The 18905-nt window shown below is 42.8% G+C and carries 19 protein-coding genes; 13 read left to right on the top strand and 6 right to left on the bottom strand.

All coding sequences use genetic code 11. From position 1 onward, the window contains the following. Positions 1 to 70: 70 nt before the first annotated feature. Positions 71 to 862 (bottom strand): flagellin, encoded by a 792-nt coding sequence (locus JF50_RS11075; RefSeq protein WP_039609465.1) that lies wholly within the window; start codon positions 860 to 862, stop codon positions 71 to 73. A 225-nt stretch (positions 863 to 1087) separates the two neighbouring features. On the opposite strand from JF50_RS11075, the gene pseB reads away from it, so the two are divergent. Genes pseB through JF50_RS11090 form a run of 3 tightly spaced genes read left to right on the top strand, consistent with a single transcriptional unit; the run spans position 1088 to position 4407 of the window. Continuing rightward, positions 1088 to 2089, top strand: a complete 1002-nt coding sequence (gene pseB / locus JF50_RS11080) for a UDP-N-acetylglucosamine 4,6-dehydratase (inverting) (RefSeq protein WP_039609466.1) — start codon at positions 1088 to 1090, stop codon at positions 2087 to 2089. Then, on the top strand, positions 2086 to 3264 hold the full coding sequence (pseC, locus tag JF50_RS11085; RefSeq protein ID WP_039609467.1) for a UDP-4-amino-4,6-dideoxy-N-acetyl-beta-L-altrosamine transaminase: 1179 nt from the start codon (positions 2086 to 2088) through the stop codon (positions 3262 to 3264). Before pseB ends, pseC begins: the two co-directional genes overlap by 4 nt. Positions 3265 to 3273: 9 nt before the next feature. Next, complete coding sequence (locus JF50_RS11090; protein ID WP_039609468.1) at positions 3274 to 4407, top strand: Gfo/Idh/MocA family protein; 1134 nt, start codon at positions 3274 to 3276, stop codon at positions 4405 to 4407. A gap of 33 nt (positions 4408 to 4440) precedes the next feature. Here the strand turns inward: JF50_RS11090 and JF50_RS11095 are convergent, their stop codons facing one another. The 5 genes from JF50_RS11095 to JF50_RS11115 all read right to left on the bottom strand — a co-directional run bounded on the left by JF50_RS11095 (position 4441) and on the right by JF50_RS11115 (position 9959). Next, entirely contained in the window at positions 4441 to 5952 is a 1512-nt protein-coding gene (locus JF50_RS11095) for a class I adenylate-forming enzyme family protein (RefSeq protein ID WP_039609469.1), read from the bottom strand. Position 5953: 1 nt separating this feature from the next. Further along, positions 5954 to 7540 (bottom strand): hypothetical protein, encoded by a 1587-nt coding sequence (locus JF50_RS11100; protein WP_039609470.1) that lies wholly within the window; start codon positions 7538 to 7540, stop codon positions 5954 to 5956. Next, positions 7537 to 7722: an acyl carrier protein gene (locus tag JF50_RS11105; RefSeq protein WP_235423414.1), complete on the bottom strand. Its 186-nt coding sequence runs from the start codon at positions 7720 to 7722 to the stop codon at positions 7537 to 7539. Before JF50_RS11105 ends, JF50_RS11100 begins: the two co-directional genes overlap by 4 nt. 62 nt (positions 7723 to 7784) lie before the next feature. Further along, on the bottom strand, positions 7785 to 8825 hold the full coding sequence (gene pseI, locus JF50_RS11110) for a pseudaminic acid synthase (protein ID WP_039609472.1): 1041 nt from the start codon (positions 8823 to 8825) through the stop codon (positions 7785 to 7787). Between the two features lie 42 nt (positions 8826 to 8867). Then, positions 8868 to 9959 (bottom strand): FkbM family methyltransferase, encoded by a 1092-nt coding sequence (locus JF50_RS11115; RefSeq protein WP_039609473.1) that lies wholly within the window; start codon positions 9957 to 9959, stop codon positions 8868 to 8870. A 167-nt stretch (positions 9960 to 10126) separates the two neighbouring features. On the opposite strand from JF50_RS11115, the gene JF50_RS11120 reads away from it, so the two are divergent. The 10 genes from JF50_RS11120 (at position 10127) to JF50_RS11165 (ending at position 18903) form a co-directional block, all read left to right on the top strand. After that, the gene (locus JF50_RS11120; RefSeq protein WP_039609474.1) at positions 10127 to 10852 is read left to right on the top strand and encodes a cytidylyltransferase domain-containing protein; all 726 of its coding nucleotides are present in this window, start codon (positions 10127 to 10129) and stop codon (positions 10850 to 10852) included. Positions 10853 to 10916: 64 nt separating this feature from the next. After that, entirely contained in the window at positions 10917 to 11867 is a 951-nt protein-coding gene (locus JF50_RS11125; RefSeq protein ID WP_039609475.1) for an NAD-dependent epimerase/dehydratase family protein, read from the top strand. Then, positions 11864 to 12475 (top strand): SIS domain-containing protein, encoded by a 612-nt coding sequence (locus tag JF50_RS11130; RefSeq protein WP_039609476.1) that lies wholly within the window; start codon positions 11864 to 11866, stop codon positions 12473 to 12475. The genes JF50_RS11125 and JF50_RS11130 overlap by 4 nt, the downstream gene beginning before the upstream one ends. After that, on the top strand, positions 12475 to 13752 hold the full coding sequence (locus JF50_RS11135; protein WP_039609477.1) for a hypothetical protein: 1278 nt from the start codon (positions 12475 to 12477) through the stop codon (positions 13750 to 13752). Before JF50_RS11130 ends, JF50_RS11135 begins: the two co-directional genes overlap by 1 nt. A gap of 3 nt (positions 13753 to 13755) precedes the next feature. Then, on the top strand, positions 13756 to 14751 hold the full coding sequence (locus JF50_RS11140) for an NAD-dependent epimerase/dehydratase family protein (protein ID WP_039609478.1): 996 nt from the start codon (positions 13756 to 13758) through the stop codon (positions 14749 to 14751). An 11-nt stretch (positions 14752 to 14762) separates the two neighbouring features. Further along, the gene (locus tag JF50_RS11145; RefSeq protein WP_039609479.1) at positions 14763 to 15422 is read left to right on the top strand and encodes a class I SAM-dependent methyltransferase; all 660 of its coding nucleotides are present in this window, start codon (positions 14763 to 14765) and stop codon (positions 15420 to 15422) included. An 18-nt stretch (positions 15423 to 15440) separates the two neighbouring features. Then, on the top strand, positions 15441 to 16124 hold the full coding sequence (locus JF50_RS11150) for a class I SAM-dependent methyltransferase (RefSeq protein ID WP_039609480.1): 684 nt from the start codon (positions 15441 to 15443) through the stop codon (positions 16122 to 16124). Continuing rightward, complete coding sequence (locus JF50_RS11155; protein WP_039609481.1) at positions 16117 to 17073, top strand: thiamine pyrophosphate-dependent dehydrogenase E1 component subunit alpha; 957 nt, start codon at positions 16117 to 16119, stop codon at positions 17071 to 17073. Before JF50_RS11150 ends, JF50_RS11155 begins: the two co-directional genes overlap by 8 nt. Then, positions 17066 to 18121 carry an alpha-ketoacid dehydrogenase subunit beta gene (locus JF50_RS11160; RefSeq protein ID WP_039609482.1) on the top strand — a complete coding sequence of 352 codons (1056 nt, stop codon included), beginning with the start codon at positions 17066 to 17068 and terminating at the stop codon, positions 18119 to 18121. The genes JF50_RS11155 and JF50_RS11160 overlap by 8 nt, the downstream gene beginning before the upstream one ends. A 2-nt stretch (positions 18122 to 18123) precedes the next feature. After that, positions 18124 to 18903, top strand: coding sequence for an SDR family NAD(P)-dependent oxidoreductase (locus JF50_RS11165; protein ID WP_039609483.1), 780 nt, complete (start codon positions 18124 to 18126; stop codon positions 18901 to 18903). The last annotated feature ends 2 nt before the right edge of the window (positions 18904 to 18905 follow it).

An 18905-nucleotide genomic window follows, 5' to 3' on the forward strand; every position in this document is an offset into this window, starting at 1 on the left:
CAATTTATTGACGTAAACGCCAAATAAATGCCACGGAGTATGTTTTGAATCAATACAATAGTATTAATTTTTATTGAAGAAGGTTCAGTACAGAAGACGCAGACTGATTTGCTTGCCCTCTTAGAGCCACACTGGTTTGTGACAAAATATCATTCGCTGTTCTTTGTGCAGCTGCTTGTGCGAAGTCCGTATCCGCGATGCGACTTTGACTTTCTGCAATTCTGTCACTCTGATTTCCCAACCCTCGGATAGTACTATCCAATGTATTTTCAAATGCACCTAACTGAGAGCGTTGCGTATTTACATCTTTTGCAACCTGATCAGCCGCCGTAATAGCAGCTTGTGCGCCCGCCTGTGTCGAAATATCAACACTCAAAATACCAGCCGCTACGGTGCCATCTGTTGGCGTAAAGCTTTGCGTTGTATTTGCATCAGGGCCTACCTGAAAACTTGCCTGCTCACCATCAAATAACGGGTCGCCTCCAAACGTCGTATTCTCAAATGTCTCTGTAATTTGAGTTTGCAGCTGAGATACTTCGTCCTGTAAAGCCTGTCTGTCGCTATCAGTCAAAGCACCACTGCCCGCTTGAATTGATAATTCTCTAATACGGCTTACCGCATCATTAACACCAGATAGTGCCGAGTCGGCTGTTTGAGAATAAGAGATGCCATCATATGCATTACGGATAGATTGATTGTAGCCTTCTTGCTGAGACGTTAAACGATTAATAATTTGCAATGCCGCTGCATCGTCAGCTGCCGAGTTTACCTTTTTACCGGTAGCAAGCTGCTGGTTTAATTTATTATTCGTTTGCTCTGTCTTGTTAAAGAGAGAGTTACTCGGTGAATTGATCTGTAACATAACACCTTCCTCCGCAATGCTAGTATCCTTAGTCTACGACGATTAGTGCAAAAAGTCACCTAAAGTCTAAAATTCGCCTGCGCCCTTTCGTTAAATACTGCAAAATTTAAAAAAGTGATATAAAGTATTGAGTAATCAATTTTTTTAGGATTTAGGGGCGAATTCTTTACCTAATACTTTTTTCCATTGCGTAAAGAAATCATTGCACCTTTAGACGGGTAAAATATGTTTGATAATAAAACAATCTTGATTACTGGCGGCACAGGATCTTTCGGGAAAAAATACGTTAAGACTCTATTGGAAAGGTATAACCCTAAAAAGATTATAGTTTTTTCTCGCGACGAACTGAAACAGTTCGAAATGCAGCAAACTTTTAACGCACCGTGCATGCGTTACTTTATCGGTGATGTTCGCGATAGAGATCGACTTCGTAGAGCCATGCAAGGTGTTGATTACGTGATTCATGCAGCCGCACTCAAACAAGTCCCAGCCGCTGAGTACAACCCAATGGAGTGCATCAAAACCAACATCAATGGTGCTGAAAATGTCATTGAAGCTGCGCTGGATTGTAATGTAGACAAGGTCATCGCACTATCAACTGACAAAGCCGCGAACCCCATTAACCTATATGGCGCAACGAAACTGGCTTCTGACAAGTTATTTGTTGCAGCCAATAATATGTCTGGCGGTCATAAAACCATGTTCTCAGTTGTCAGATATGGTAACGTAGTTTGCTCTCGAGGTTCGGTTGTTCCCGTCTTTCAAAACTTTGTTGATGAGCAGCGAGATCATATTCCTATTACTCACCCAGACATGACTAGATTTTGGATAAGCTTGCAGCAAGGTGTTGATTTTGTATTAAAAAATTTCGAGCGCATGCTGGGTGGTGAGATTTTTGTGCCTAAGATCCCTTCCATCAAGATTACCGACTTAGCTACCGCCATGGCACCCAATATCAAACAGAAAATCATTGGCATACGACCTGGCGAAAAGTTACATGAAGTGATGTGTCCTGAAGACTTATCTTTTGATACGTATGAATTTGATGACCACTTTGTGATTGCACCTGGAATTAAATTCAGCAGTCGAGTCAATGCGTTTGACGTCAATGCACTCAATGAAAAAGGCAAACCGGTTGCACCAGGGTTTGAGTATAATTCACTAACAAATCCTGAATATCTGACGATAGAAGAGATAGCTGAATTTAATAAACAGGCTTTGTTATGATCCCATATGGAAAACAAGCTATCTCCCAGCAAGACATTGATGCAGTCATTGAGGTATTAAATTCACCTTGGTTAACGCAAGGACCAAAGGTGCCGGAATTCGAAGCTGCTGTCAGTCAATACTGCCAAGTAAACTTCGCCACAGCGGTAAACAGTGCAACGTCAGCGCTTCACATTGCTTGTCTCGCGCTTGGTGTCGGTCATAACGACATTGTGTGGACGTCCCCAAACTCGTTTGTCGCCTCTGCTAACTGCGCCCTATATTGTGGTGCAAAAGTCGACTTTGTCGATATTGACCCTCATACTGGTAACCTATGCGCACAAACACTCGCTGCAAAACTAGAAATCGCACAGCAAAATAACACGCTTCCTAAAGTCGTCATTCCTGTTCACTTTGCAGGGCAATCGTGCGACATGGCAGCCATCCATAAACTGGCAAAGCGATACAATTTTAAAATCATTGAGGATGCCTCTCATGCTGTCGGTGGGCGATATGAAAACAGTCCCGTAGGTAGCTGCCAATATTCTGATATCTGCATTTTTAGTTTTCATCCTGTCAAAATTGTCACTTCAGCAGAAGGTGGTATGGCATTGACCAAAGATCAAGCATTGGATGCTCAATTAAAACTATATCGTAGCCATGGTGTGACAGCAGATCCCAACTTACTGGAGCATGACCCACACGGCCCTTGGTACTATGAGCAGCAAGCACTCGGTTTTAACTATCGTATGACAGACCTGCATGCAGCGCTCGGCGCTTCTCAACTTAAGCAATTAGATCAATTCGTAAGTAAACGCAATACACTTGCCAATCACTATGACGCTCTGTTGGAGGCACATACACATGTTAATCCCCTTAAGCAATGTGATGGCGTTTATAATGCGTATCACCTGTATGTGGTTCAAATTGCTGACTGCACTGGCGAGTTGCACAAGCACTTAGTCAAAGAATTAAGAGCAAAAGATATATTTTGCCACGTCCATTACATCCCAATTTATTTGCAACCATATTACTCTCAACAAGGGTTCTCCCAAGGTTACTGCCCGAATGCAGAAGCCTACTACCATAGTGCCATCACTTTACCCTTATTCCCTGAATTATCTCAGCAGGAACAGAAGTATATCGTTACTACGCTAGTCGATGTGCTCGACGTATTGAGCGATGATCAACTATAGGAAAAATTCATGTCAAATCGCTGTTTAAAACTCGCATTTATCGGGGGCGGCGCAAATTCAGCTGTCGGTTATGTACACTTTTCAGCTGCCCAATTAGATAATAGGTTTAAAGTCGTTGCTGGTGCATTTAGCCGCGACAAAAAGCACAATCAACTGACTGCACAGCAGTGGGGAATTGCTGATGAACATACCTATGATGACTGGCAAGAAATGCTTCAGCAAGAGCAAAGTCACATTGACGCAGTTGTGGTGCTCACGCCTACCCCCCATCATTTGGAAGTACTTGAAACCCTTTTTAAACTAAATATCCCAACGATATGCGAAAAATCTTTGGTATGCGGCAGTGATGAAGTACAGCAGCTTGCAAAGCTATACGACACCAAAAAGCATTTTCTTGCTGTGACATTTAACTACTCAGGCTATGCCATGGTCAGAGAGCTTAAAAGCTTAATACAGCACAATAAACTCGGTGTCATTCAGAAAATCCATTTAGAAATGCCTCAAGAAGGCTTCAAACGACCACCAGCCATAGCTGGTAAGGCGTCTCCTCCCCAGGCTTGGCGGTTAAAAGACTATGCGGTTCCTACTATTTGTCTTGATTTAGGTGTACATCTACATCACCTTTCTAGCTACTTGCTCGACTTGGAGCCTGAAAAAACCAGTGCTCTATTTGCAACGCATTCAGAGTACACCAATTTAGTCGATGACGTGCAAATGCTACTTAAGTACCCCAATAACGTCACCGGTAGCATGTGGATGTCTAAAACAGCCATTGGCCATAGAAATGGCTTAAAAGTGCGCGTTTATGGGACTGAGGGCAGCGCAACTTGGTATCAATTAAATCCAGATGAGCTTGAGTTAAACTACAACGACGGCCGACGAGAAACCCTCGATAGAGCTGGTCAATGTCAGTACGCGAGTCAATTTAGATACAATCGAATGAAGCCGGGTCACCCAACGGGGTTTGTCGAAGCATTTGCCAATTTATATACCGATATTCACCACGCGCTTGTTAGCTACTTAGATAAGGTACCAACTACAAACGAATATGTATTTGGATTTGAGCAAGCTCGTGATGGTCTTGCATTATTTGAAGCCGCTACACGGTCAAATGAGTCTGGTAGCTGGGAAAACATAACATAAACATGTGAGAGTGAAGGCTATACCTTCACTCTTTTATTGATTTTGTAACTTCACGTCATTTCTCAATACTTTACCCATTTGATTTCGTGGCATGTCGGCTAATCTCACCAATTGTCTGGGCTGCTGATAATCGGTCAGTTCCTGCAAACACATTAATCGCAGCGCTTTATCTAATTGCTCATCACCACGCTGCTCATAAACCACTTTGATAATCTCACCGAGCTGAGGCTCTGCAACACCAAATGCGACACATTCAATGATGTCAGGGTGACGTTTTATGACAGATTCAATATCTTGTGGGAAAATATTGATCCCTCCGCTTGAGATCACTTCTTTCTTTCTGCCAACGTAGAATAAATATCCCTGTTCATCAATATACCCCAAATCTCCGGTATAAAAATAACCTTGCGGATCATACGCTGCATCAGTCGCATCTGGCATTTTATGATAGCCACTGAAAGCGGTGATTGTTTTACAAGCAATTTCGCCAATCTGGCCTGCGTCGAGAACGGTGCGCTCAGGAGAGCAGATTTTTATATCTACAAATGGAAGTGGTTTTCCAACACTGCCATTTTTGTGTGGCTGATCTGATACACAAAAATCCGTGACCACACCCACCTCAGATGCGCCATAACATTCATGAAAGGCGCAGTTCAGTTTCTCTAGCAATGCCTTCTTAGAATCTGCATTTAACACCGCTGACGATGACACCAGACAACGCAGTGAATTCAAGTTGAAATCTGGACCTTGATAAGACAGCAAACTCTCCAGCTGCGCAGACACAGCAAACAGGAAGCTAATGCGGTGTGTTTCAATCGCATCTAACCAGCTTTGTAGGACAAACTTCACCATGATCACGGTGGTTGCACCCAACATTAAAGGCATGAGCACGCCCCGCTGAGCTAAGGAATGATAAAGTGGTGTTGCAACCAATACTTTATCACTTTCATCTAAACCATAATAATTTTGTGTTGCTTCAATGGCCCGTTGCACCTTACAGTGCTGACTCAGAACAATCGGCTTCGGTGCGCCAGTCGAACCAGATGTCATGGTCAGTATAAACGGCGCATGCACGTCAACATCACTTTGCAAGTCAGTCGATACATCACGATAGGACTGTTCAAATACCTGCTGCCAAGTGACTTCTCCAGCAATGCTTTTTTCAAAACTGATCAACTTACCTTGTTCTACTAAATCTTTCTCAAGTAACACTTTACTAATAGTTGGCCAAGCTAACACAGCAGCGACTGGCGTTTTCTTTAATGCAACTTCTAACGCCGCTCCCTTTAAACTCATTGGTAATGGCACAATCGCCAGTCCTAGTTTGGCAGCAGCCATCAGTACAATGGGATATTCAACACCATTGGGAGCAAACAGCGCAACTCGATGACCTGGTGTTAGTCCCATCTGAACAAAATAAGATGCCAATTGACAAACTTTATCGTCTAGCTCCCGGTAACTTAAGCATGAATGTTTGAATATGACCGCTGTTTTATCTGGCATCGATAAGACGTTACGTTTGAAGATTGAATAAATCCCATCCATTTTAGCCTCCACCGGCTGGAAACTTGGCAACATAATTAAACTCTTCCTCTGATGCTTGAGAGAATAGTTGCTGGGTAACATGATACTCTTCTGAATCCGTTTCTAGCGCAACGAACCCTTCTTTTTGATTCAGTAAGTTGACGAATTTGTTGTCTTTATTTATCACAGCCACCCACACTGCGTCTGGGTGTAAATCATGACAGTAGGCTAATTGCCATTTCAGGATCAATTGTGCATGGACAAAGCTCACTTTATCACTCGCTGCAAACCACCCACCAAATAAGTACTTTTTGTTGTTATGACGATACACTTGATGCCATACATATACCAAGGGGTCGTTATCTTCTTCCAGTACATAAGAATGGCGTTGATTGTTGTACCACCATGTATAATGGTCGATGCGTTTAATCGTGTCAGTTATCGTCATTCGCCACATATTTTCCTGACGATTACGCGCCGTTAAATAACCATTTATATCACCATCAGTAATAGGTCGAACTTGAAGTGAGCTACTTATCTTTGACACCACTTCAGGCAACACTTTTACAGACCCAGATAATAATAGAGGATCCGCGCACATTCCTTGGGTAATATAATCAGCAATGCGACAAGCACCTTTACCATCGACGTCAATGGGCGGGCTGCTTCTCAGTTGTGTTTGCCTATCGCGGTGTTCATACAAGGTGGTAATTAGCCGAGCCACTTTTTCCGCTGGATATGTCAGTAATGCTTCCACATGATGAAAATGCCCAAGCTGCTCTAAGTCTTCTATATTATTTTCTTGATTCGCAGCAAGAGAAAAAGTCAACGCGGGTGTTTGAGTTGCAGCCAATTCGTATAAAGAAGTACCTAACGCCCCCACAAATAAGCCTGTGCTCCTGTAATATTGCGCCAAGCTCTTTGGCGAGTGTATCAATTCTAATTGTTTAAATTGCTGACTCAATACTTCCAATTCATGTGTATTCGTGGCTTTAGGACCTACAACGGCTATCAGCTTGACTTCTGGCAGTGTCAAACATAACTGCTCAATGATTTTTTCAAGTGCACGCCAATCACCGCCACCACCTAAAGAAAAGGTAATGCATTCATCGCGTGAAACGGCATATTCGCTCTGGTCATATTCAGGTGACAAAATCGCAAACTGCGGACCAAGCATTAAGTCTGTATCGGGTGGTGTTAGGGCATCATATCGATTTTGCGTTGTATTACCTGCCCACTTCATATCAACAACCGCATCAGCACAGTGTTCACGGACTAAGTCATCAATAGCTAACAGTTTCATTCCCGCTTGTTTTGCTGCTCTTTCCCACTTTAAACCAAAATTATAACCATCTAATACAAGCCATTTAATTGGCTGTTCAAGGGTCTTTAAATAATTTAGACAAAACCTTGCGTCATCATCGCAGTTGTTGAACGGCGGAACAGTCACACAAATTGCGTTGAGTTCAACTAAAAACGGTTCAACTACCTCGCTGTGATCAACAAAAAATAGGGTGTGCTCTTGTCTTTTTTCTAGCTCTAACGCTAGCCACTTCATTCTCATTAAGTGGCCAAGCCCACATTGTGTATCAACACGAAACGCTATCATGCTTTATCCAAAACCGCAGATACGAGATTACCAACAATGGCATTTTTTTCATCCAACAGCAGTTCTGGAGACACCTCAATAGAAAAATGCGCCTCAATTCCCATGGTAAGGGTTAGGATCTCGAACGAATCCAACGCCCCTTCTGTCACAAAGTTATAGCTTTCGAGCGAAGAAGAAGACAATAGAACTCCTCGCTCCTCCAAAAATTGCTGGATATAGTCAAGTAAAGACTCTCTAGAAGCCATTATTGTAAATCCTCCCAGCTCAATTGTGCCCCACAAGTTAGCGCTTTATTAACACGACGACCAATCAGATTAGGCAATTCTTTTGGCATAATCTCACCTCCACCAGGCCTCATTTGTCTTAAATGCTCAGCAGTCAGTACATCATTTGCTTTGATATCTTTCACAATGTATACACAGCGACGAGCTTTTGACGCCTCACTAGGGTAGTGTACCGTGCCCATAGCTTTTTCAATTTGACGCACACCATGTACCAACGCCTTGAGCTCATCGGGTGTCATTGAGAAAAAACTATCTGCGGTATTGTCTGTTTTATCTAATACGAAGTGCTTTTCAATCATACATGCACCAACTGCAACCGACGCTAGAGGTACATCATTTCCTAGCGTGTGATCCGACAGCCCAACTGGGCAACCAAACGCATCACGCATATGCGGAATTGTTCGCAAATTTATCGACTCCGCAGGGGCTGGGTACGTACTTGTGCACTTCATTAATGCTAATGCTTCAATACCCGCATCTTCAGCAACTTTAACGGCTTCGGCAATTTCTGTTAGCGTAGCACCGCCTGTAGACATGATCACTGGCTTTTTCGTCGCAGCAACATCCCGTATCAATTGGTGATCAATCAGTTCTGGAGAAGCAATCTTGTATGCCGGTGCGTCAAACTGCTGTAATAAGTCGACTGCCGTTTTATCAAATGGAGATGAAAAACAAGTTAGCCCAAGTTTTGCAGACAATTCAAATAGCTCTGCATGAAAGTCCCAAGGCATGTAGGCGTCTTTATACAAGTCATGCAAGTATTGCCCCTTCCAAGGGCCTGTTGCTTCAAAATGTGGTAACTTGCAATCCATCGTCAGGGTATCAGCGGTATAAGTTTGCAATTTTATCGCATCGGCACCTGCCTCTTTTGCTGCATGTACCAACTCTTTTGCTTTACTCAATGATTGCCCATGATTCGCTGACATTTCAGCGATGATGTAGCATGGAAAATCATGACCAACTTGCTGACCGTTAATTTCAAATGACTTTTTAAACTTCATATTATTCTCGCTCTTCGAGCGTCATTGTTATATTTCACTCAGTTACAGGCTCTTTGGTACGGCATAAAATTGCGTCTCTAAATACCAGTGCCCTTCTTGACGTAAGTAAAAATCATATTTTCCAGGCGCTAAGTCTTCTATTAATAATGGAATTTCCCATAGGTCCTGTGGCCTATGGTACAGAGACAATGCCAATGTCGGTACATTTGCACTGATATACTGCTGCGCTTGAACCAAGGCATCATAATCCGCACCTTCAATATCCATTTTCAAAATATTGCACTGCACCCTATTCATCAGCTCGCCCAGATCAGCGGCTTCTACGGTATGTTCGCTCTCAATTTGCCCGTCAAATACCACTTCTACTGTCGACGCAGAAGCATTTTCTTTTACAACTAACGCGGCATTTGCTGGCAATCCAACAGCGACTCTTTCAACGTCGATAAAGTCTTCTGGCAATGACATATTTTTCAGTCTAGTCTTCAGCTTTTCTACGTTGCTTACACATATTTCTACACCGGTATATTTCTCAATTTTCTCACCGTAACGGTGATAAAAACCCGCAAACGTATCTCCATCATAAATACCCACGTCTAACACATTCAATTGCGGGTAATCATATAGGCCTTTCACTTTCGGTGGGAAATACATTTCGTATTGCTCGGGCAATGCATAATCTTCTGCACTCGGATTTAAGCGATAACGTACCATTTTATCAAAAAGCTGCTTTGAAGCTGCATCAGCCCATAATGGCGCTAATCGCTCACATTTACTGTCGTCAACTTGACTTGAAGCTGGCGCTTGCATCCATAAAACTCCGCACTCGTTTAAGAATGCCAAAGATTCAGGATATGCAGCAAATACATCTAATGTCTCTACAATATGAGTGAAGCCTTTGGCTTCAATGGACTCAGTGACACCCGCAAAGCCTAAAATAGTAACCAAAACGGGTAAGTCCGTAGCGAACGTTTGATCTCCAAATACTTCAACAGGTACGCCACAATAACTGTCAAATCTAGGGGCGCGATCCAGTATCGCCAAGGGTAAAAGATCGATTTTTTCAAGATAGCGCATCAGTGCTTGCCCATAATGGCTTGCACCATAAACGTAAAAACCACCACTTTCTAATTTCAATTGTAGCTCCTAGTGTATTTAATATTTTATTCAATAGTTTAAGCAAATTTTAGACCGATATGGTCAATACGTTTGTATTAATTTGAAAGGAGGAGACACCGACTTTACTTATAAACACCCACCACTATACTATGAAACCAACGTTTTATCTTCAATAACAAGACATTATGAACAATATTCAGATCATTATTCAAGCACGTATGACATCAACGAGACTACCAGGTAAAGTAATGATGGAGCTGTGTAACTTGCCTGTACTACAAGTCATGATGGAACGATTACCGCATCTAAAACAGCATGTCATTATCGCCACCACCGATGATGGTACAGAAAAACCCATTACCGATTTATGCGAACAACTGCAAATACCTTATTACCGAGGCAGTACCGAGGATGTGCTTGCAAGGTATTATCATGCAGCGAAAAAATTTGGTGCCACAAAAAATACCACCATTGTAAGGCTGACCAGTGACTGTCCACTTATCGATGAGGCGCTTTGCCAAAAGGTCATAGATAAACACCAAGAAGGACATTTCGACCTCGTCAACTTAGGACCTCATAGTGGTTATCCTAGAGGACTAGACTGCAGCGCCTTTACATTCAAGCTGCTCGAAGATACACACAATCGAGCGACTGATCCAAGCGATCGTGAGCACGTTACTCTCGGCATCTGTAAATTCAACGCTTGCAGCCAATACACCTTCAGTGCAGAAAATGACTACAGCCATTATCGACTTACCCTAGATGAGCCTGATGATTACAAAGCAATAAAGCAAATATACCTAAAAATGGAACATAAATTTAACTTTTCTTATGAATTACTAATAAAAACGCTCAAGAAACACCCCGAACTTGCCGATATAAATAAGCATGTGGAGCAAAAAAGGACGTAACCCACTATGAATTAACGTAAATTTGACTTATAGTTTACACGCAGTTTAGCTCGGGAACATATTGATGATACAAAAAAATATTTTAGTCACAGGTGCAACGGGTTATAAAGGTACAAGACTTGTCCCTAAACTTCTTGATAAAGGCTATAAAGTCGTTGCACTCGATACACAGTGGTTCGGTAACTTTTTACCACAACATGAAAATCTCACCGTAATAAAGGGGGATGTTAGACATACATCTGACATCAACCTTCAAGGCATAGACAGCATCATCCACCTAGCGTCTATAGCAAATGACCCGTGTGGGGACCTCGACCCAAAGCTGACATGGGAAGTCAGTGCCCTCGCCACCATGCAGCTCGCAGACAAGGCTAAACGCGCTGGCATTAAGCAATTTATTTATGCCTCATCTGGCAGTGTCTACGGCGTCAAAGATGAACTTCACGTGACGGAAGATTTGCCACTAGACCCAATTTCTGAATATAACAAAACAAAAATGGTCGCAGAGCGGGTCTTAATGAGTTACGCCAATGATATGGCGGTACAGATCGTGCGCCCAGCCACTGTGTGTGGTTTGTCTGATCGCATGCGTCTAGACGTTTCGGTCAATATGCTCACCATGCAGGCATTATGCAATGGCTTAATTACCGTGTTTGGTGGCGCGCAAGTGAGACCGAATATACATATCGATGACATCACAGATCTATATGTGTTCATGCTGGAAAACCCGACAAAGACCAGCGGCATATTCAACGCCGGTTTTGAAAATATATCCATTATGGATATTGCCAAAATGGTCCAACAAAAAGTCGATTGTAAAATCGAAGTTACGCCATCAAATGATCCCCGTTGCTATCGGATTAACTCTGACAAATTGCTCGCCACGGGCTTCAAACCTAAAAAAAGTGTCTCTATTGCCATTGATGAAATTACATCAGCGTTTCACGCAGGCAAGTTATCCAACCAAGACCGCTACTACAACTTGAAGTGGATGCAACAGGAAGTATTAAAATGAGTTCACACAATGCATTACCAAAATTACCTGATATTTCAATCGTCGACACAATTACGCAAGAGTATGTCAATAATTTGAGTTTGGTATTGCAGCAACTCAATCACCAAGACGTCAAGAGTTTTACTGGCGCTTTGATGTCAATGCGCAAACGTTCTGGCACGTTGTACATCTGCGGCAATGGTGGTTCAGCGGCCAATGCCATTCATTTAGCCAATGACTTTACGTTTGGCATTTGTCCCTCAGGTGATGCATTAAAAGTTGAAGCACTGAGTGCAAATAGCTCCGTGTTAACTTGCTTAGGCAATGATATTGGCTATGAGAATATTTTTAGCCACCAGCTTAAGGTAAAGGCGAGTGAAAAAGATATGTTACTTGTTTTATCTGGCAGTGGTAACTCACCAAATATCATCAATGCGATTGAGCAAGCCCAACATCTCAACATGATGACCGTGGGCATATTAGGTTACAGCGGAGGCAAGGCAAAGCCACGACTAGATTTGCCCTTCCATTTCAATATCGATGACATGCAAGTATCGGAAGATATGCAGGTCATTCTTGGCCACATTTTAATGCAATCACTTCATCAGCTGATATTACAGGAGTCTTAATGCTAACCGTAGTATATGGTATTACATCTTCTACTGACATGTTCATGAAGTCTGAGTTTAACCAAGGCAACAACGTATTTGCATGTACTTATGGCAAAGAGGAATATCAAGGTCAATTAGCACATTCACTGGAAGACTTAGCCAAATTAGATCCAACGACAATCTCGCGCGTTGTCATTTGTTCTGAGTTTGTACAAGACATTTTAAAATCGCTCAACAGCATTGATATTGATATCAGCAAATGCTTCTTCTTCAACCACATGCGTGAACAACTTGTCCCTTGTGATAGCTTACTTACACACGCAATCTGTACACACTCGACGTTGTACGCTATTTACGATCTCGCCTATAACTTGCCGTGCTTTGACGTAATCACCTTTATCATCTTGGCTGAACAAGAACGTATAAAACAAAACAAGCAATATATTCAATTTATTGTACTTCCCAGTTGGAACGACAGTGATGCAGGTGTGAATGTTTTTCACACCAATGATGATACACAGTGGCGTTTAGAGAAAGTCGTTAAGCCCATGTTCTCATGTCTACCTAGCTGTATTTCCGTCGAACAACCTTTGAATCGAAATCAGATAGAAGTTTACAAAACTTTAAATGTGGCAACCCACCCCGACAACTACTTTAAAAATAACCGACAGCCCGCTGGAGACTTTAAAGTACTGAAGCGTTTAGTCGAGGAAAAAGCCAGTTTAAGTGTACTGACTCCTCCCAAACAAGCACAACAAATCGTTGCAGACTATATCCGTCATTATGCGCAAGGTAAAAAGCTCGTGACACTCACTTTAAGAGAGTACGACGCTAATCCAGAGTACCGTAATAGCAACCTCCCAGACTGGCTTAAATTCGCGCAAACTCTGCAAGATAAAGGGTTCTTTCCACTGATTATTCGTGACACTTATGCAATGGGTCAACCGCTGCCAGCGGAGTTTAACCACCTGCCAACTTACCCTGCGGCAGCCATCGATGTGCATTTGCGATTAGCACTGTATCAAAGCGCCTATATCAATATGGGAATAGAAAACGGTCCGCTGTATGCAATTAGTTATCTAAAAGGTGCCCGTTCTATTATTTTCCGTAGACAAAGTAATGACATCCCCAACCTGTCAGATCGCACCAATCAAAACTTCTTTTTCAAAGTCGGAGAGAATCACTTTTTCAATGACAACCAGTTTCAAATCAATGCTTGGATGGATGATTCTCTCGAGAACCTTTTGACTCAATTCCAGCAACTTGATGAAAGCATACAATGCAGTGAGAAATAAACTATGAGTAATTCACCTATCCTAGTACTTGGTAGCAATTCCTTCTCTGGCGCCTCATTTTGTTCTCATTTGATAAAGCAGGGATTAGAGGTGCTCGCTGTCAGCCGCTCCATCGAGCCCAATGAAGCACTGTTGCCCTACAAGTGGCATGAAAACCAAAATTTAATCACCTTTCATCAGCTTGATTTAAACCATCACCTTGATGAAATCATGACATTAATCAAGCAGCACAAAGTGCGCTACATATACAATTTTGCTGCCCAAAGTATGGTTGGTCAAAGCTGGCAGTACCCAGAGCACTGGTTTATGACAAATACCGTCTCAACCGTTCAGTTTCACAATGCGTTACGACAATATGACGGTCTTGAAAAGTATATTCATATATCAACGCCTGAAGTTTATGGCTCATGTTCTGGGTTGGTGACAGAGTCTACCAACTACCACCCGAGTACTCCATATGCGGTCTCTAGAGCAGCTGCTGATATGAGTTTGCACACCTTTAATGATGTATATGATTTCCCAGTTGTATTTACGCGCGCAGCTAATGTTTTTGGCGAAGGACAGCAGCTTTATCGGATTATTCCCAAGACAATTTATAGCGCGTTGAATAACGACACCTTCCCGCTTCACGGAGGGGGACACTCAACGCGTTCATTTATCCATATAGATGATGTATCACACGCAACTCAGTTAATTGGCGAACAAGGTAACACCGGCGATATTTACCACATTTCCACATCTGAAAACATCACAGTCAGAGCCCTTGTTATGCGAATTTGCGAGATGCTCAACACACCTTTTGAGCAAGTATGCGAAGTCAGTGAAGACCGCCTGGGCAAAGATGCGGCATATCTGCTAGACAACACGAAACTCAAATCTGAGCTGGGCTGGCAAAGACAAGTGTCTCTTGATAACGGGCTAGATAGAACCATTGGCTGGGCTAAAAATAAATTAGATATCCTAAAAACCTTACCCAAAGAATACGTTCACAAACCATAGCGAGTAAAGTGATGGGACGAGAAATAGACTTATTACGCAATTATCCAAAATCTAAACGTGATTTATCAGGCAGACTGGAATCAAAAACCGATGCAGTCCGAGCAATTGCTCGCCAATTTGGCAAAGCATTTTTTGACGGGGATCGAGAGCATGGATACGGGGGATTCAATTATCACCCTCGATTTTGGCAACCGGTTGTCCCCGACTTAATGAGTCATTTTGCCCTTCAAGAAAACAGTAGCGTCTTAGATGTAGGGTGCGCCAAAGGCTTCATGTTATATGACTTGCTCAATGCAATGCCGAATCTCAACATACACGGCGTCGATATCTCCGATTACGCGCTAGAACACGCAATCACTGAAGTGAAACCGTTCGTTACCAAAGCATGTGCTTCTAACCTGCCATTTGAAAACAACAGTTTCGACGCGGTAATTTCAATCAATACGATCCACAACTTGGAAGAAGACGCCTGTGCACAAGCCTTGCAAGAGATCGAACGCGTTAGTGCAGGAAATAGCTTTATTACTGTAGATGCTTATCGCAATGATGATGAAAAAAAGAGAATGGAAGCTTGGAATCTAACCGCCAAAACCATGAAGCATGTTGATGAATGGAAAAGCTTCTTTAATAAAGTTGGCTACAGTGGTGATTACTACTGGTTCATACCATAAAAAGAGAGGAATTCAGATATGTTCGAAACTAAAGCGAAAGAAGTACAAAATCAGTCTCAGTTCGACAACTATAATTCACAAGGCGGCGTCACCATGGGCCCCTACACTTCTCACATTTGGCGAACAGATCCAAGACACCTCGGTTTTTTGCTGGCGCGCTATAAATTTGTCGCAAAAATGCTGGAAGGCAAAAAATGGGCCCTTGAGATGGGCTGTGGCGATGCATTTGGCACACCTGTTGTACTGCAAACAGTCGATAAAGTAACAGGAGTCGATTGGGAACCGCTACTGATGGAAGATAACGCAGTACGACTTGCCGACTACAATTGCGACTTCCAGTGTCTAGATATAACAAAAAAAGCCCCCGAAGGAGAGTTTGACTGCGCATTTTCACTGGACGTCATAGAACATATCCCAACGGAGCGAGAACACCTTTACATGGAAAATATCTGTAAAAATTTATCTCGAGACGCAATATTTATCGTTGGCTGCCCAAATATTACAGCCAATGAATACGCTTCTGAAGCCAGTAAAATCGGCCATATAAATCTAAAACATCATCATGAATTACGTGCTTTGATGAAACAGCATTTTGATAACGTTTTACTGTTCTCAATGAATGACGAAGTGGTACACACAGGCTACTACCCTATGGCACATTATTTATTTGCAGTCGGTATAGGTAAAAAAGCACATGGCTGATTTGAAGCATATCTATTTTCAAACGCTGAGAATTAGGAAAATAGAAGAAGCCATCGCTGCCAAGTATTCAGAGCAAAAAATGCGCTGCCCAACACACTTATCTATTGGGCAGGAGCTGGTGCCTGTTGCGGTTTCACACTTTCTAACCCATGCCGATAAGGCTTATAGCTCTCACCGTGCCCATGCGCATTATCTTGCCAAAGGTGGCGATCTGGTTAAATTAATAGCCGAGCTATATGGCAAGGTCAGTGGATGCACAGCAGGTCGAGGCGGTTCCATGCACTTAAGTGATTTAGAGTGCGGATTTATCGCCAGTACAGCCATTGTTGGCAATAGCATTCCGCTTGCCACTGGCAACGCGTTGCATCAACAGTTAACGCGCGCAGAGGGGTTAACTGTCAGCTACTTCGGTGATGGCGCAACAGAGGAAGGTGCCTTTTATGAGTCATTAAATTTTGCTGCGTTAAAATCTTTACCTATTGTTTATGTGTGCGAGAACAATCAATACTCGGTGTACAGCCCACTATCCGTCAGGCAGCCAACTGGTCGCAGCATCTCCAAATTATCCAATGAAATTGGACTAAAAAGCTTCTCTGTAGATGGTAATAACCCCACTCAAGCACTACAAACTTCGCAAGCAGCGATTAACTATGTAAGGCATCATGGTAAACCGGTGCTTATAGAATACTTTACTTATCGTCATCGAGAGCATTGCGGCCCACACTTTGATGATGACCTGAATTATCGTGAACAAGAAGAAGTGCAAACATGGCTCGACAATGACCCACTCAATAATCTTGAAAAAGCGCTGGATAAGGACCCCGAGTTTAAGGCGTTTCAAAAGCTTGCAATAAGCGACATCAATCAAGAGATTGAGCAGGCTTTTACCGCAGCAGAATCGGCCTCTTTTGGGTCAATAGAGGATAACGAGAGGTTTATCTATGACTGATAAAACGACCAGTTTTGCGCAACAAATTCTTGACGCTCAGAATTTAGCTATGCAGGAAGATCCAACCATGATCTGCATGGGCCTTGGCATTGATGATCCAAAAGCCATTTTTGGTACCACTCAAGGACTGCAAGAAACATTTGGCGAGCAACGGGTTTTTGACATGCCAACTGCGGAAAATGCCATGACTGGCATTGGCATCGGCGCTGCGGTGGCTGGCACCCGTGTATTGATGACCCATCAACGTGTAGACTTTTTTTTACTCGCTATGGATCAACTTGTCAATAATGCGGCAAAGTGGCATTACATGTTTAATGGTCAAATGACTGTGCCTTTAACCATTAGATTAATTGTCGGCCGAGGTTGGGGCCAAGGCCCGACGCATCAGCAGAGCTTACAGTCATGGTTCTCACATATACCTGGGCTTAAAGTGGTCGTGCCCAGCCTAACAGAGAATGTCGGTCAGTTGCTTTACAACGCCATCATGGACAACAACCCTACGATTTTCCTTGAACACAGATGGCTGCACAATCAAATTGCCCCAAATGCAGCCGCTTGCCAGCCCCTCACCGAGGCACCACAACACACAAGAGTGCTGCGTACGGGAAGTGATTACACAATTATCAGCAACAGCTATATGCTGTCTGAAGCGCTTCAAGCACAAAAGTATTTACAACAACACAATGTGCACTGTGAAGTCATTGAAATTGCCTCACCAACGAGCATTGACTGGCACATCATTTATCAATCAGTCAGTAAAACAAAGCGATGTATCGTCACGGATATGGGTCACACCTTCTGCTCTTTAGCCAGTGAGATTGCCAATAAAGTGTACAGTCACTGCTTTAATGCATTGCTATCACCTGTATCCATCATTGGACTGCCAAATTACCCAGAACCAACAAGCTATGGTTTAACCAAAGAATATTACCCAGATGTTAATACAATCATTAAAACAGTCTCAAACAACTGCGGTATAGAAATTGCACAATTAAAATCACGTCAACACCACGATGTTCCTGGAGAATGGTTTAAAGGGCCCTTTTAGTTATGGATTTAAAAATTACAAATAAACTCGCGTTAGTGACAGGCAGCAGCAGAGGGTTAGGTGAGTCCATTGCGGAGTCCCTGGCAAAAGAAGGCGTTAACGTCATTTGGGCTGCTCGAGACCTTGAACAACTCAAGGTGAATGCGGCGCGCTGTGAACAACAATACAACAACAAAAATATTGTCATTGAAGCAAATCTCAAAGATAGCACCGGTGCTGCACAATTAGCCGAAGAATTAAAAGCCCAAAACCTCATACCGGACATTATCGTTAACAATGTCGGCGGTAACTTAGGGGTCACGGATCCACTCTCAGAAGTGGCAGCGTGGAAAGACGTGTTCGATTTTAATTTATTCAATGCAATCGAATTAAACAATCACTTCATTGACAGCATGGTTAATAAAAAGTGGGGCCGAATTTGTCATGTCTCCTCTATTGCTTCTCTTGAGAATCAAGGCGCCCCCCAATACTGTGCAGCCAAAGCCGCACTCAATGCATATGTTCGTAGCGTAGGAAGATATGTCTCTGAACACAATGTCATTATGACGGGGATTTTACCTGGGGCTGTGTTTACTGAAGGTGGGTACTGGGACGAAACCAGCAAGACACGTCCAGAACACGTAGAGAAATATCTCAATGAAAGAATGGCCATTAAGCGTTTTGGCACCAGAGAAGAAATCAGCGAGTTAGTCGCATTTTTAGTGTCAGATAAAGCATCGTTTTGTGTCGGTACTTCATTGCTAGTTGATGGTGGTCAAGGCCGCGTCTTTTATGAGGGCTAATG

This window comes from Pseudoalteromonas luteoviolacea (genome assembly GCF_000814765.1).
Lineage (GTDB): Bacteria > Pseudomonadota > Gammaproteobacteria > Enterobacterales > Alteromonadaceae > Pseudoalteromonas > Pseudoalteromonas luteoviolacea_H.

Coding starts and splice junctions, on each gene's coding strand:
- JF50_RS11075 (WP_039609465.1), bottom strand. CDS start 862: ATGTTACAGATCAATTCACCGAGTAACTCTCTCTTTAACAAGACAGAG.
- pseC (WP_039609467.1), top strand. CDS start 2,086: ATGATCCCATATGGAAAACAAGCTATCTCCCAGCAAGACATTGATGCA.
- JF50_RS11100 (WP_039609470.1), bottom strand. CDS start 7,540: ATGATAGCGTTTCGTGTTGATACACAATGTGGGCTTGGCCACTTAATG.
- JF50_RS11140 (WP_039609478.1), top strand. CDS start 13,756: ATGAGTAATTCACCTATCCTAGTACTTGGTAGCAATTCCTTCTCTGGC.
- JF50_RS11165 (WP_039609483.1), top strand. CDS start 18,124: ATGGATTTAAAAATTACAAATAAACTCGCGTTAGTGACAGGCAGCAGC.
- JF50_RS11095 (WP_039609469.1), bottom strand. CDS start 5,952: ATGGATGGGATTTATTCAATCTTCAAACGTAACGTCTTATCGATGCCA.
- JF50_RS11120 (WP_039609474.1), top strand. CDS start 10,127: ATGAACAATATTCAGATCATTATTCAAGCACGTATGACATCAACGAGA.
- JF50_RS11150 (WP_039609480.1), top strand. CDS start 15,441: ATGTTCGAAACTAAAGCGAAAGAAGTACAAAATCAGTCTCAGTTCGAC.
- JF50_RS11125 (WP_039609475.1), top strand. CDS start 10,917: ATGATACAAAAAAATATTTTAGTCACAGGTGCAACGGGTTATAAAGGT.
- JF50_RS11155 (WP_039609481.1), top strand. CDS start 16,117: ATGGCTGATTTGAAGCATATCTATTTTCAAACGCTGAGAATTAGGAAA.
- JF50_RS11090 (WP_039609468.1), top strand. CDS start 3,274: ATGTCAAATCGCTGTTTAAAACTCGCATTTATCGGGGGCGGCGCAAAT.
- JF50_RS11135 (WP_039609477.1), top strand. CDS start 12,475: ATGCTAACCGTAGTATATGGTATTACATCTTCTACTGACATGTTCATG.
- pseI (WP_039609472.1), bottom strand. CDS start 8,825: ATGAAGTTTAAAAAGTCATTTGAAATTAACGGTCAGCAAGTTGGTCAT.
- pseB (WP_039609466.1), top strand. CDS start 1,088: ATGTTTGATAATAAAACAATCTTGATTACTGGCGGCACAGGATCTTTC.
- JF50_RS11130 (WP_039609476.1), top strand. CDS start 11,864: ATGAGTTCACACAATGCATTACCAAAATTACCTGATATTTCAATCGTC.
- JF50_RS11160 (WP_039609482.1), top strand. CDS start 17,066: ATGACTGATAAAACGACCAGTTTTGCGCAACAAATTCTTGACGCTCAG.
- JF50_RS11145 (WP_039609479.1), top strand. CDS start 14,763: ATGGGACGAGAAATAGACTTATTACGCAATTATCCAAAATCTAAACGT.